Below are 12,748 nucleotides of genomic sequence, written 5' to 3' on the forward strand. Positions count from 1 at the left end.
TTTGTTATGATGGAATTTGTGAATGAATTATGGTTGACCATTAAGGAGTGAATGTATGGCAAGACCCGTCATCGCCATCGTAGGGCGTCCCAACGTGGGCAAATCTACGATTTTCAACCGGATTATTGGCGACCGGCTGGCCATTGTCGAGGACAAACCCGGAATCACGAGAGACCGCATATACGGAACCGGCGAATGGAACGGTATCGCGTTTAGCGTCATAGATACGGGCGGGATCGAGATCGATGGCGAGGATCAACTGCTTAGGCAGGTTCGGGTGCAAGCGGAGCTTGCGATCGAAGAAGCGGACGTCATTGTCTTCATGGTAGATGCCAAATCGGGAATGACGAACGCAGACGAAGAAGTCGCGCAAATCTTGTTCCGATCTGGCAAGCCCGTCGTGGTAGGGGTTAACAAAGTCGACAACTTGGGACGCATGGACGACATTTATGAATTCTACTCGCTCGGCTTCGGCGATCCGATCGCCCTATCCGGCGCGCATGGCATCGGTATTGGCGATCTGCTCGACGCTGCCGTTCAGAAGCTTCCGGTTAAGGAAGATCAGGTATATGACGAAGATGTCATTAAGGTCGCCCTGATCGGCCGGCCGAACGTGGGCAAGTCCTCGCTCGTTAATGCGATTCTCGGCGAAGAGCGCGTCATTGTCAGCGAGATCGCGGGCACGACGCGCGACGCCATCGATACGCCGTTCGAGAAGGACGGCCAGAAGTATGTCCTGATCGACACCGCCGGCATGCGCAAGCGCGGCAAGGTGTACGAGACGACGGAGAAGTACAGTGTCATGCGCTCCATGAAGGCGATCGAGCGTGCAGACGTGGCGCTGATCGTCATCAACGGCGAGGAAGGCATCATCGAGCAAGACAAGCACATCGCCGGATACGCGCATGAGCTAGGCAAAGCTTCCGTATTCGTCGTGAACAAGTGGGACGTCGTCGAGAAGGATGACAAGACGATGCAGCATTTCACGAATACGCTCCGGGATCACTTCCTGTTCATGTCTTACGCGCCGATCGTCTTCCTATCGGCGAAGACGAAGCAGCGGCTGAGCAAGCTGTTCCCCGTCATCGATCGGGTGGCGGAGCAGCATTCGATGCGCGTGCCAACGCATCTATTGAATGACGTCATCTCGGATGCCGTGGCCGTTACGCCGCCTCCAAGCGACAAGGGCCGCCGTCTGCGGATCAATTACGTCACGCAAGTGTCCGTCAAACCGCCGACACTGCTGGTGTTCGTGAACGATCCGGAACTGATGCACTTCTCTTACGAGCGCTTCTTGGAGAACAAGCTTCGCGCCGCCTTTGACTTTGATGGAACACCGCTGCGGATCTTCACGCGCCGCAAGTCGGATCAGGAATAGGGGAGAACGGCATTGACGTTAGCGATAATCGCCATAGCAGCGAGCTACCTGCTGGGCTCGGTCTCATTCAGCATCATCATCGCCCGTCTCATGGGCAAGATCGATATTCGCCAGCACGGAAGCGGCAACGCGGGCGCAACGAACACGCTGCGGGTACTTGGGAAAGGGCCGGGCATCGCCGTATTTCTGCTTGATATTGTGAAAGGCGTTATTGCGGTGACGCTAGGTTATCTGTTGAATGGAGACGAATATGTCTGGTTGCCCGTCCTCTGCGGGCTGGCAGCCATCATCGGACATAACTGGCCGATCTACTTCCGGTTCAAAGGCGGCAAGGGCATCGCGACGACGGTCGGCGCGATGGTCACGCTGGCGCCCTTGGCGGTCGTAATCGCCGGCGTGGTCGCCATTCTCCTCATCGTATTCACCCGATACGTATCGCTCGGCTCAATCGTCTTCACCGTGCTGCTGCCGATCATTCTAGCGATCGGCGGTTGGCCTGCCTCCTATATTTGGGGCGGCGTCGTCGTCGCGGTGCTCGCGATTGTCCGCCATCGCAAGAATATTGTGAAGCTGCTGAACGGCACGGAGAACAAGCTGGGCAGCGGCAAGAAGGGAGAACCTCATGGCGTCTAAATCCGTAACCGTGCTCGTAGCTGGCAGCTGGGGTACCGCCTTGGCTTGCGTACTTGCCGACAACGGACATCGTGTCACCTTGTGGACCCGAAGCGACGCGCAAGCCCGGGAGATCAATGAAGAGAGGCGCAACTCGAAATACTTGAAGGATTCCCGGCTGCCCGAAGGCATATCGGCTGCAACCGATATGCCTTCGGCTTTGGCCGGTGCGGAGGCCGTCATCTTCGTGCCACCGTCATCGGCTATGCGCGATGTCGCGCATGCGGCGGGGCCGCATATCCGGCGCGATGCGCTGATCGTGCATGCCACCAAGGGCTTCGAGAGCGAATCGCTGAAGCGGATGTCGGACGTGCTCGCGGAAGAGCTGGATCGTCCTGCCGGAGAGATCGTCGTTCTCTCCGGGCCGAGCCACGCCGAGGAAGTGATCGTCCGGCATCCGACGACCGTCGTCGTAGCCTCCGCATCCATCGCATGCGCGGAAGCCGCACAGGATCTGTTCATGAACGACGAGTATTTCCGAGTCTATACGAACCCCGATGTCGTAGGCGTAGAGCTCGCCGGCGCGCTCAAGAATATCATCGCGCTCGGCGCCGGCGTATCCGACGGCGTCGGCTACGGCGACAATGCCAAGGCCGCGCTCATCACTCGCGGCCTCGCGGAGATCGCCCGGCTCGGCGCATCGATGGGAGCGAACGCGTTGACATTCGCCGGTCTTGCCGGCGTCGGCGACCTTATCGGAACCGCGACCAGCCGCCACAGCCGGAACTGGCGCGCGGGCTCGCTCCTAGGTCAGGGGCTCAGCTTGGAAGAGGTGCTGAAGCAGATCGGCATGGTCGTCGAGGGTGTCCGTACGACGCAATCGGCCAAGAAGCTGGCTGCGCTCTATCAGGTGGAGATGCCGATTACGAACGAGCTGCATAAGGTGTTATTTGACGGGAAGACAACGACCGATGCGATCGGCGCGCTGATGGGACGCGTTCGTACGCATGAGATCGAACGGCCGGCATTCGACCTGGACAGCGGCCAGCCGTAGCGGCTGGCGTCCCCTTTTCTTTTTTCCCCATGCAGGTGCCTGCCCACACCGTCCACCCCTCCGAGGCATACAATAGCATGCATCAATCCGGAGGAGGGGAAGCATGGATAAGAAGCTCTCGAAGGAGATTCTAGGAGCGGTCAACAAGAATACGGGCAAATCGATCAGCGAATCATCGCTTAAGAAAATCGCCGGATCGGTTACGCCTTCAACAATGCAGAGCGAAGCTCAACTCCGGCAGCTGATTAAGCAAGTGTCCTCGGTAGCTGGCGTTCCGGTAACGGAGGATACGATTAAGAATATTATCAGCGCCGTCAAGAAGAGCGGCATGAACATGGAATCGCTCGAAAGCATGATGAAGACGATGATTAAGAAATAAATTCGCAGCCGCTTGGCGCGGGTTCGGCCATTTCTTCTCCCGAGAGAAGGAGTGGCCGTTTTTCTTTTATTTTTCTCCTAACAATGGTATAATATTTTGCGTTTTGTAGGGATAACCGAGAGAGGGTATCGAGCTATGGATCCAATGATGAAAATGTGGGTGTCGTTCGTCGGCATCGGCCTGATGGTTCTCTCGGCGGTCGTCATTATGCTCACGCGGGCGAAGACGAGAGGCGTCCTTCGACTTGTTCTGTCGTTGATTGCATTCGTCATGCTGTTCGCCGGTATGGTGTGCGGACTTATATCCATCGTATAGAGAGGAGTCGGGGAGACACCATGATTCAATTGACGGGGAGAACCCTGACGAAGACGATCGAATCCGGTCAAGGCCGGACGCTTCTCGCGCTTGCCAAGGAAGCCGGCGTGGATTGGCAGTTCAACTGCTCGCGCGGGACTTGCGCGCGCTGCCGGTGCCGGATCGAAGCCGGATCGGAGCTGCTCCGAGAGCCGACGGACGCCGAATGGGACAGGCTTGGGCCGGAGGAGCTTGATCAAGGCTACCGTCTCGGGTGCCAGGCGGTAGTTGAACGGGACGGCGAACTGAAGGCGAGGAATCGCACTTATTTCTAATGGAGAATGAAGCGGAGGCGGTCCAGTGGCTCCATCATCGGTGAAAGTCACCTTTCTGCCGGACGGACAGACAGCCGTCGTCCGCATAGGCGCAACCGTGCTCGAAGCTTCACGCAAGGCGAAAGCGCCGGTTCGCACCCGCTGCGGCGGCGTCGCGGGCTGCCTCATGTGCAAGGTGAACGTCGATCAGGCGGAAGCCGGAGCTCTGCAAGAACCTACGTCAGCGGAACTTCGCAAGCTGGGACCGCTCTTGGAGGAAGGCGTTCGGCTATCCTGCCAAGCGCGCGTCAAGGCGGACGTCTCCGTCTGTATACCTGAGGATCCGCTCAAGGCGGCGATCCGCAGGCGGCTTGCGGAGCAGGCTGACGACAAGTTGTGGTGAAGACCGGGAGGAAGTGCTTAGAAGGATGGTCGTGACTAATTCATTCGCCCTCGCTGTGCGCGGATTGCGGCGCACGCTCGCGATCGGCTGCTTGTCTGCGCTCCTGCTGCCGCTGACGGGATGCATGTATCCCGATGAACAGACGCCAGGCAACGACGCTTCCGCGCGTCAGTCGGTGCTGGCCGTCCAAGACGCTGTTGACCGTTATATGACAGACAACGGAGTGCTGCCGATCGTCAGCGCCGACGAGTCGGTGCCCAAGTATGAGAAGTTCAAGCTCGATCTGGGCAAGCTGAAGCGCATGAACTATCTGGGAAGCGTTCCGAACGTCGCGTTCGAGAGCGGCGGCCGCAATCAATTTCTCGTGATCGACGAGGAGACGAAGCCAACCGTTAAGCTGCTGGACATTCCTGTGTACCAAGAAGCGGCAGCGGTTCAGCGGAAGGTGAACGACTACATGAACGAGCATAGCGGCGGCAAGCCTGTTGGCGAAGAGCTGTATCCCGGCTACTGGAGCCTGGACTTCAAGATGCTTGGCGGCGGCGAGCCCGATGCGCGCAGCATGTTCTCCGGCCAGAGCTTAACGTTCATGCTCGATGCGGCAGGAACCGTCTGGCTCGACTACGGGCTCGATATCGCGACAGCGATCCGCAAGTCCTCGTCAGCCCCAAGCGGGGACGAAGACCTGCGGGGCATTCTCGTAGCCGAATCCTACTTCGTGCCCGTCAAATCGCCGGTCTATCACTGGGTCAACGGCGAACCCGTCGCCCAACCCGAAGCGGGTTAACGCGGGGATTGGCGCGCGGGGCAGGGTCAAGCAGGCGGCGGACGAGGGAGTTCGTGTGAAGCAGTGGTGTCATGGCGATTAGCCATGGGCCACTGTTTTTTGCTTTTTTTGCTTTATCGTGAAGAAATAGCGGTACAGCAATCGGAAAGAGATATAGACCATTAACCGTTCTAATCGATATGCAAGTGGTATAGCTATGAACAGGGTTGCGGTTTCGCTTTTTCCCTCGCACCGACATACCCGCCAGCCTTCCCACATATGATTGGGAGGGACGGGTGAAGTGCGGGCCTATGAGGTTATGGAGCGGATGACGGGACTCTCCCCGCAAGCCGAATGGCGAATCCGCAGCACAGCGGCGCAGGAGGGGGAAATCTTCCTATGAATGCGTCATAAATCGGGCATTCGCACATAGAATGATAGCAGTCCAAGTTCGTGTACGAGTCCGTCGCGCTGACGGATCCACGCAGGCTTCGCGATTACGAAGGGGAGGGAATCTCATTGGAAAAAGTGGACATTTTCAAGGATATCGCTGAGCGCACCGGCGGCGATATCTACCTCGGGGTCGTCGGCGCCGTCCGGACGGGCAAATCGACCTTCATCAAACGGTTCGTGGAGACCGTCGTGCTGCCGAATATCACGCATGAAGCGGATCGGGTGCGGGCGGTCGACGAGCTGCCGCAGAGCGCGGCAGGCCGAACGATTATGACGACGGAACCCAAATTCGTGCCCAATAACGCGGTGCAGATCAAAGTGACGGAAGGTCTAGAGGTCAACGTCCGGCTCGTCGACTGCGTCGGCTATGCGGTGGAAGGCGCGAAGGGCTATGAGGACGAGAACGGTCCCCGCATGATCTCGACGCCTTGGTTCGAGGAAGCGATCCCGTTCCAGGAAGCGGCCGAGATCGGCACGCGCAAAGTCATTCAGGAGCACTCCACTCTCGGCGTCGTCGTGACGACGGACGGTTCGATCGCCGAGATTCCGCGCAGCTCATATGTCGACGCGGAAGAGAGAGTTATCCAGGAATTGAAGGAAGTCGGCAAACCGTTCGTGCTCATTGTCAACTCGACAAGGCCGCGCAGCGAAGAAGCGCTCGCGCTCCGCGGAGAGCTGGCTGCCAAATACGATATTCCGGTCATCGCGCTGAGCGTCGCCACGATGGGCGAAGAAGAAGTCATGAGCGTCCTGCGCGAGGTGCTGTACGAATTCCCCGTTCATGAAGTGAACGTGAATCTCCCGAGCTGGGTGATGGTGCTGAACGACCGTCATTGGCTGCGGTCCAGCTTCGAGAATTCCGTGCGAGACACGGTGAAGGATATCCGCCGCTTGAGGGATGTCGATCGCGTCGTCTCCAACTTCCTCGAATACGAGTTCATCGCCAAGGCCGGCCTTAGCGGCATGAATATGGGCCAAGGCGTCGCCGAGATCGACTTGTACGCGCCGGATGAGCTGTACGACCGCATCCTGCAGGAAGTCGTCGGCACGGAGATTCGCGGCAAAGATCATCTGCTGCAGCTGATGCAGGAATTCGCGCATGCCAAGCGGGAATATGACCGCTTCGCGGAAGCGCTGGAGATGGTCAAGACGACCGGCTACGGCATCGCGGCTCCATCGCTGGCCGAGATGCAGCTTGACGAACCGGAGCTCATCCGCCAAGGCTCTCGCTTCGGCGTCAGGCTGAAGGCGACCGCGCCGTCCATTCACATGATTCGGGTGGACGTCGAATCGGAATTCGCTCCGATCATCGGTACGGAGAAGCAGAGCGAGGAGCTCGTCCGATACCTCATGCAAGACTTCGAGAAGGATCCGATCAAGATCTGGGAGTCGGATATCTTCGGACGGTCGCTGCACTCGATCGTGCGCGAAGGCATCCAGGGCAAGATTGCGATGATGCCGGACAATGCCCGGTACAAACTGCAGGAGACGCTGGGCCGCATTATCAACGAAGGCTCCGGCGGCCTGATCGCTATTATTCTCTAATAGAAGACTGTCACGAGCGCGTTCCCTTCAAGGGGCGCGCTCTTTGTTTTGGCATTTTCAAATAAAAATGCCATTCCCTATCTTGTTAATTCGACAACATTCGCATAAAATTTAATTCTGTGAATGGTTAAAGCATTTATTCTCCAAAATTCCGATTGACATAGTTGGTTTTGGATAATAAGATTAGTTCTATCAAACGAGGCATTCTTTTACTAGGGGAGGAACTACAGACATGCTAATCAAGAAACGTATCGGCGCCGTCTTGGCTCTGTCGCTTGCGCTTGTGCTCGCGCTCACGGCTTGCGGCAGCAAGAACAATACCGCTTCGAAGGTTGACAATCCGCTGGCAGGCAAGAAGATCGCTCTCGTCATGCAGTTTAACCAAGGCACGTTCTCCGCTCAATACATAGACGGCGTCAAGAAGCAAGCTGCCAAGTTCGGCGGCGAAGTGACGGTATTCGCTTCCGAGAATGATCTGAGCAAGATGGCTTCCAACCTGGATGCCGCGATCAACCAGAAGTTCGACGGCATTCTGATTGACCACGGCAACACCGACGCTCTCGGCGCTGGCGTGGAGAAGGCGAAGGCAGCCGGCATTCCGGTCGTTGCCTTCGACGCGGCGCTGGGCATCGACGGCGTGACCGACCTGTCCCAGAACGACCAGAAGATGGCCGAGCAGACGCTGGAGCAGTTGGCTAAGGACGCCGGCGGCAAAGGCAATATTGTGAAGGTATGGGTCGCCGGCTTCGCTCCGATGGAACGCCGCCAAGAATCGTACGCGGCCTTCCAGCAGCAATATCCGGACATCAAAGAGATCACTTCGTTCGGCGACGCGAGCAACCCGCAGCTGGATGCCCAGACCAAGATGGAAGCCATTCTGAAGCAATATCCGGAGAAGGGCAGCATTACGGCAGTATGGGCGGCTTGGGATGAATTCGCGAAGGGCGCAGCCAATGCCATTAAGCAAGCCGGCCGCGATGAGATTAAAGTATACGGCATCGACATGAGCGACGAAGATCTGACAATGATTCAAGATCCGACGAGCCCGTGGATCGCTTCTGCGGCCGTCGATCCGACGACGATCGGTACAGTGCAGGTTCGTTACCTGTACCAAGCGCTGCACGGAGACCAGACGGATGCTGCTGTTCAGATCGACTCTGTCTACGTCAGCCGCGATGCGTTGCCGCAGGACAAGCAGGTGACGACGGCAGACCTTGCGCAATACGTTCCGGGCTGGGGCGAGAGCGATCAAGGCAACACTGATTACCTGAAGGAACTTGAAGCGGCAGTTGCAGCAGCGCAGTGAGCACTTGGAATCTAACGACGGATAGCGGTACGGCGCGGGCGAATGCCGCGCCGTTTCCTGCTGTCTGAAGCAACCGCAGGAAGGATGTGGACAGTCGCATGAGTCGCGGCAATATGCTCGAGATGAGTGGAATTAACAAGAGCTTCTCCGGCGTCAAGGCACTGCACGATGCCGAATTCGCAGTGCGCGCGGGAGAGATTCATGCGCTTCTCGGCGCGAACGGAGCGGGCAAGAGTACGCTGATGAAGATCTTATCGGGCGCGTACGTAGCGGACGTAGGCACAATTCGGCTTGACGGGCGGGAGCTCGAATTGCGAACGCCTGCAGATGCCAAGGCGGCCGGCATTCATTGCGTGTACCAAGAGGTGGATACCTCGCTTGTGGCTCAGCTGTCGGTGGCGGAGAATATTTTCTTGGACCGCATTGCTACGCACAAGACAAGCGCGTGGCTGAATTGGGGCCGTCTGTACATGGAGGCGGAGAAACTGCTGTCGGAGCTCGGCTTGCGTATCCCTGTGCGCAAGCGAGTCGCAGAGCTGACGCTTGCCGAGAAGCAGATGGTGCTCATCGCTCGCGTAATGGCGGAGGAAGCGAAGATCGTCATTTTCGACGAACCGACTGCGCCTCTAAGCACGGAAGAGACGGAGCGACTGTTCCAGATCATGAACAAGCTCAAGGAGACCGGCATCGGACTCGTGTTCATCTCGCACCGGCTTCACGAAGTGTTCCAGATCTGCGACACGATCACCGTCATGCGCGACGGCCGGATCATCGTGACAGAACCCGCGAGCGCGCTGGATACCGCGGACGTCATTCAGGCGATGCTTGGGCGAAGCCTTGAGGACGAATACCCGAAGGCGGAGGCGAATATCGGGCAGACCGTGTTGTCTGTTAAGGACCTGGCGCATGGCCAGCGTGTCAGAGGCGTCGATCTGGAGGTGCGAAGAGGCGAGATCGTCGCCGTCGTCGGCTTGGTCGGAGCCGGGAAGACGGAGCTGTCGCGCCTGCTCTTCGGAGCGGACTCGCCGGAGCGGGGAACGGTGGAGGTAGATGGCAAGCGGGCGAACCTCGCTTCCCCGACAGATGCGATCGGATCCGGTCTCGTTCTCGTTCCTGAGGAGCGGCGCAAGGAAGGGATTCTCGTGGAAGAGTCTGTCCTTCATAATCTGAGCCTGCCCGTTCTGCGCCAGATGACCAAGTGGGGCATTCTCTCCGGCGCCCGCGAGAAGAGCAACGCATCTGGCGTTGTCGAGCGTCTTGGCGTGAAGACGCCGTCCGTCAACCAACTGACGGGTTACCTGAGCGGAGGCAATCAACAGAAGGTGGCGATCGGCAAGTGGCTGAACACGGACGCAGACGTCTTCGTGTTCGATGAGCCGACCAAAGGCGTGGACATCGGGGCGAAGCGCGATATCTTCGTTATCATCGGCCAGCTTGCCGCCCAAGGCAAAGGCATTCTGTATTTGACCTGCGAGTTCGCGGAAGCTATCGGTCTTGCCGACCGCATTCTGGTCATGTGCGACGGCAGGATCGTCAAACAATTTCATCGCGGCGAAGCGACGCAGGAGAATCTGCTATATTACGCCAGCGCGGGTCAGGGGGAGCCGGCATGAAGAACAAATGGATGGATTACTTGTATAAGTACGGCGCTCTCGTCTTCATCGGCGTCATCGTGCTCTTTTTCTCAATTTATAACGAGTTCTTCTTCACCTACAGCAACTTAACCGATATTCTTCGTTCGATCTCGATCGTGACGTTCATCGCTATCGGCGTTACGATCTCGCTCACGGTCGATGGATTCGACATGTCGGTCGGCTCCACCGTGTCGCTGTCTACGGTCGTTACAGCTACGATGATGGTTTGGTACGAGATGCCGTTGGTTGTCGTCATCATCGCTCCTCTCGTCGTAGGAGCGATTGTCGGCTTAATTAACGCGTTCTTAATCGTGAAGATCCGCATTCCCGACATGCTGGCAACGTTCGCAGTCATGTACATCATCAGCGGCGTCCACAAGACCTACACGAAGGGGTATGCGATCTACAATCATATGCAGATGACGGACGGCTCGAAGGCGCCGGGCGAGATGTACAAGGATTTCCTGTGGATCGGCCAGGGCGAGCTTCTCGGCATTCCGTTCCCGGTCATCCTCATGATCATCGCGGTCATCGCCGTTCATCTGTTCTTCAAGTACACGAGGTGGGGACGGCAGATGGTCATGACCGGCGGCAACGAGGAAGCGGCGCGCCTGTCAGGCCTGCGTGTCAAGCGTGTACGCACGTACGCTTACATCGCTTCTGGGGTTATGGCCGCCATCGGCGGCATCATCTTCGCCGCGCGTGTCGGCTCCGGCCAGATCGATGCCGGATCGCCGATGCTCATGGAAGCGGTCGCCGCCGTCTTCGTCGGCTACTCCGTGCTCGGGGCCGGACGCCCTAACGTGATCGGCACTTTCGTCGGAGCCGTCCTGATCGGCGTGCTCGTGAACGGGCTGACGATGCTTCACATCGAATACTACGTGAACGATATCGTGAAGGGCGGCGTGCTTGTGCTGGCGCTCGCCGTCACGTTCATCAACATGCACCGCAAGAGAACTTGAAGGAGAGAGGGCCGCCGAGCGGCCCTCTCTTCGCGTCTTGCCCGCATCTTGCTTGAAAGTTCGCTTCTACTCTGTGTATAATTTCTGATGAAACGGTTAAACAGTTAACAGGCCAGTCATGCCCGGGGAGGTGAATGTCATGAACAAAACCGAACTGATCGCTAAAGTATCCGAAGTGGCCGATCTGTCCAAGAAGGACGCGACAGCGGCGGTTGACGCCGTCTTCGATGTGATCTCCGAGGCGCTTCAGAATGGCGACAAAGTGCAGCTCGTCGGCTTCGGCAACTTCGAGGTGCGCGAGCGTTCCGCACGCAAGGGCCGCAACCCGCAGACGGGTGTCGAGATCGAGATTCCGGCCGGCAAGATTCCGGCCTTCAAGCCGGGTAAAGCGTTGAAAGAAGGCATCAAATAACTTCGGTTTATTGCTTTGTTCTGTGATGGTTCCTAGGTTGCGCATCACTTTCGGCCTGTGCTATAATCACTCTCGTACTTCCGTCGGGGTATAGCGCAGCCTGGTAGCGCGCATCCTTGGGGTGGATGAGGCCGTGGGTTCGAATCCCGCTACTCCGACCATTACATAAGAGAATCGGCGCTTTGAGAGAAGCCCGTTCACCGATGAAGACCACTTGCCTGCGAAGCAAGTGGTCTTTCCGTTGACAGGGCAGCATCTATGCTTCATATTGAAAATCAAGAGGAGGGCGAGGCAGCATGACGGATACGCCGAACAGCGGAGAATTTATTGTCGTTAAAGCGAAAGACAACGGAGTGAATGTGATTGGGTTGACCCGCGGTCAGGATACCCGGTTCCACCATACGGAGAAGCTGGACCGCGGCGAGGTGCTGATCGCGCAGTTCACGGATCATACCTCGGCGATTAAGATCCGGGGCAAGGCGACGATACTGACGAAGTATGGTACTGTCGATACGGATAATTGATGATCGATGGGTTAGCGCCCGCTCGATCTGTACCATACCGAGTATACATACCGCTAGATCAGAGTCGCAGCGGCGGCTGCCCGCCGGCGGCGGAGGGGCAGGCATAGCCTGCCCTTTTTTTTTGTACAATGATAGAAGGAGATGACGCTGACGGAAGAAGGGATGCTTGGTGTTCGATCGGAGATGGCTGCTGCTCTTGACCGTCGGATTCGCCGCGGTCGTCTTGCTCGGTCAGCTTGCGCGTTGGGATCATCTCGCTGAAGAGCGCAAGCAGATCGCGGCATCTGTCTTTAAGCCGCAGAGGGTTGAGAAGCTCGCGGACGACCGGATCGTCGACGCCTTCATCGCGCTTCCGTTGGAGCCGCGCCTGTCGAGCGTAGGATGGGATCACGCCATTCTATCGGTCGATCTCTCGGTCGGAAGCGGCGACACCGAGCGGCAGCTCTGGTCGGACGTTGCCGATCTCGTTCGGTTATCCTTCGGACAGCTGTCGAATGTCCGCCAGCTGCTGATTCGGGTGTTCGCCGAGAATGGCGATGGGAAGAAGACGCTTCTCTTCTCGGCGGTTACGAGAGCATCGGACTGGCAATCCTTGACTTTATCCGATGTGCAAGCGCCGGAGGACGGCAGCGCGCCGAAGTGGACCGCCCGCCTCGATTCGGCTTGGACCGCGTCGGGGGAACGTTGGCGCCGAAATTTTGCGAATTCGTGA

The 12,748-nt window shown here is 57.8% G+C and carries 15 protein-coding genes and 1 tRNA gene; all 16 read left to right on the plus strand.

Annotated features, from left to right (window positions below):
* Positions 1-55: 55 nt before the first annotated feature.
* The 16 genes from der to H4Q31_RS10440 all read left to right on the plus strand — a co-directional run bounded on the left by der (position 56) and on the right by H4Q31_RS10440 (position 12,748).
* The gene (der, locus tag H4Q31_RS10365; RefSeq protein WP_185179003.1) at positions 56-1,378 is read left to right on the plus strand and encodes a ribosome biogenesis GTPase Der; all 1,323 of its coding nucleotides are present in this window, start codon (positions 56-58) and stop codon (positions 1,376-1,378) included.
* A 12-nt stretch (positions 1,379-1,390) separates the two neighbouring features.
* Complete coding sequence (gene plsY / locus H4Q31_RS10370) at positions 1,391-2,011, plus strand: glycerol-3-phosphate 1-O-acyltransferase PlsY (RefSeq protein WP_185179004.1); 621 nt, start codon at positions 1,391-1,393, stop codon at positions 2,009-2,011.
* A complete protein-coding gene (locus H4Q31_RS10375) occupies positions 2,001-3,044 on the plus strand; it encodes an NAD(P)H-dependent glycerol-3-phosphate dehydrogenase (RefSeq protein WP_185179005.1) in 1,044 nt (347 codons plus the stop codon). The genes plsY and H4Q31_RS10375 overlap by 11 nt, the downstream gene beginning before the upstream one ends.
* Before the next feature lie 103 nt (positions 3,045-3,147).
* Complete coding sequence (locus tag H4Q31_RS10380; RefSeq protein WP_185179006.1) at positions 3,148-3,423, plus strand: stage VI sporulation protein F; 276 nt, start codon at positions 3,148-3,150, stop codon at positions 3,421-3,423.
* Positions 3,424-3,558: 135 nt separating this feature from the next.
* Positions 3,559-3,738 (plus strand): DUF2768 family protein, encoded by a 180-nt coding sequence (locus H4Q31_RS10385; protein WP_185179007.1) that lies wholly within the window; start codon positions 3,559-3,561, stop codon positions 3,736-3,738.
* A gap of 20 nt (positions 3,739-3,758) precedes the next feature.
* Positions 3,759-4,052: a 2Fe-2S iron-sulfur cluster-binding protein gene (locus H4Q31_RS10390; RefSeq protein WP_185179008.1), complete on the plus strand. Its 294-nt coding sequence runs from the start codon at positions 3,759-3,761 to the stop codon at positions 4,050-4,052.
* Positions 4,053-4,077: 25 nt separating this feature from the next.
* Entirely contained in the window at positions 4,078-4,434 is a 357-nt protein-coding gene (locus tag H4Q31_RS10395; protein WP_185179009.1) for a 2Fe-2S iron-sulfur cluster-binding protein, read from the plus strand.
* Positions 4,435-4,465: 31 nt separating this feature from the next.
* Positions 4,466-5,221: a YphF family lipoprotein gene (locus tag H4Q31_RS10400; protein ID WP_185179010.1), complete on the plus strand. Its 756-nt coding sequence runs from the start codon at positions 4,466-4,468 to the stop codon at positions 5,219-5,221.
* Between the two features lie 498 nt (positions 5,222-5,719).
* A complete protein-coding gene (spoIVA, locus tag H4Q31_RS10405) occupies positions 5,720-7,198 on the plus strand; it encodes a stage IV sporulation protein A (RefSeq protein WP_185179011.1) in 1,479 nt (492 codons plus the stop codon).
* 232 nt (positions 7,199-7,430) lie between these two features.
* Positions 7,431-8,504, plus strand: a complete 1,074-nt coding sequence (locus H4Q31_RS10410; protein ID WP_185179012.1) for a sugar ABC transporter substrate-binding protein — start codon at positions 7,431-7,433, stop codon at positions 8,502-8,504.
* Positions 8,505-8,602: 98 nt separating this feature from the next.
* Complete coding sequence (locus tag H4Q31_RS10415) at positions 8,603-10,117, plus strand: sugar ABC transporter ATP-binding protein (RefSeq protein WP_245347249.1); 1,515 nt, start codon at positions 8,603-8,605, stop codon at positions 10,115-10,117.
* Entirely contained in the window at positions 10,114-11,100 is a 987-nt protein-coding gene (locus H4Q31_RS10420; protein ID WP_185179013.1) for an ABC transporter permease, read from the plus strand. The genes H4Q31_RS10415 and H4Q31_RS10420 overlap by 4 nt, the downstream gene beginning before the upstream one ends.
* 139 nt (positions 11,101-11,239) lie before the next feature.
* Positions 11,240-11,512, plus strand: a complete 273-nt coding sequence (gene hbs / locus H4Q31_RS10425) for a non-specific DNA-binding protein Hbs (RefSeq protein WP_185179014.1) — start codon at positions 11,240-11,242, stop codon at positions 11,510-11,512.
* 84 nt (positions 11,513-11,596) lie between these two features.
* A tRNA-Pro gene (locus tag H4Q31_RS10430) sits at positions 11,597-11,673 on the plus strand.
* Positions 11,674-11,808: 135 nt separating this feature from the next.
* Positions 11,809-12,036 carry a trp RNA-binding attenuation protein MtrB gene (mtrB, locus tag H4Q31_RS10435; protein ID WP_185179015.1) on the plus strand — a complete coding sequence of 76 codons (228 nt, stop codon included), beginning with the start codon at positions 11,809-11,811 and terminating at the stop codon, positions 12,034-12,036.
* 169 nt (positions 12,037-12,205) lie between these two features.
* Entirely contained in the window at positions 12,206-12,748 is a 543-nt protein-coding gene (locus tag H4Q31_RS10440; protein ID WP_185179016.1) for a hypothetical protein, read from the plus strand.

Origin of the sequence: Cohnella lubricantis (assembly GCF_014212015.1) — a bacterium.
Classification (GTDB): Bacteria; Bacillota; Bacilli; order Paenibacillales; family Paenibacillaceae; genus Cohnella; species Cohnella lubricantis.

Coding starts and splice junctions, on each gene's coding strand:
- H4Q31_RS10380 (WP_185179006.1), top strand. CDS start 3,148: ATGGATAAGAAGCTCTCGAAGGAGATTCTAGGAGCGGTCAACAAGAAT.
- H4Q31_RS10385 (WP_185179007.1), top strand. CDS start 3,559: ATGGATCCAATGATGAAAATGTGGGTGTCGTTCGTCGGCATCGGCCTG.
- der (WP_185179003.1), top strand. CDS start 56: ATGGCAAGACCCGTCATCGCCATCGTAGGGCGTCCCAACGTGGGCAAA.
- H4Q31_RS10420 (WP_185179013.1), top strand. CDS start 10,114: ATGAAGAACAAATGGATGGATTACTTGTATAAGTACGGCGCTCTCGTC.
- mtrB (WP_185179015.1), top strand. CDS start 11,809: ATGACGGATACGCCGAACAGCGGAGAATTTATTGTCGTTAAAGCGAAA.
- H4Q31_RS10375 (WP_185179005.1), top strand. CDS start 2,001: ATGGCGTCTAAATCCGTAACCGTGCTCGTAGCTGGCAGCTGGGGTACC.
- H4Q31_RS10415 (WP_245347249.1), top strand. CDS start 8,603: ATGAGTCGCGGCAATATGCTCGAGATGAGTGGAATTAACAAGAGCTTC.
- hbs (WP_185179014.1), top strand. CDS start 11,240: ATGAACAAAACCGAACTGATCGCTAAAGTATCCGAAGTGGCCGATCTG.
- H4Q31_RS10410 (WP_185179012.1), top strand. CDS start 7,431: ATGCTAATCAAGAAACGTATCGGCGCCGTCTTGGCTCTGTCGCTTGCG.
- H4Q31_RS10390 (WP_185179008.1), top strand. CDS start 3,759: ATGATTCAATTGACGGGGAGAACCCTGACGAAGACGATCGAATCCGGT.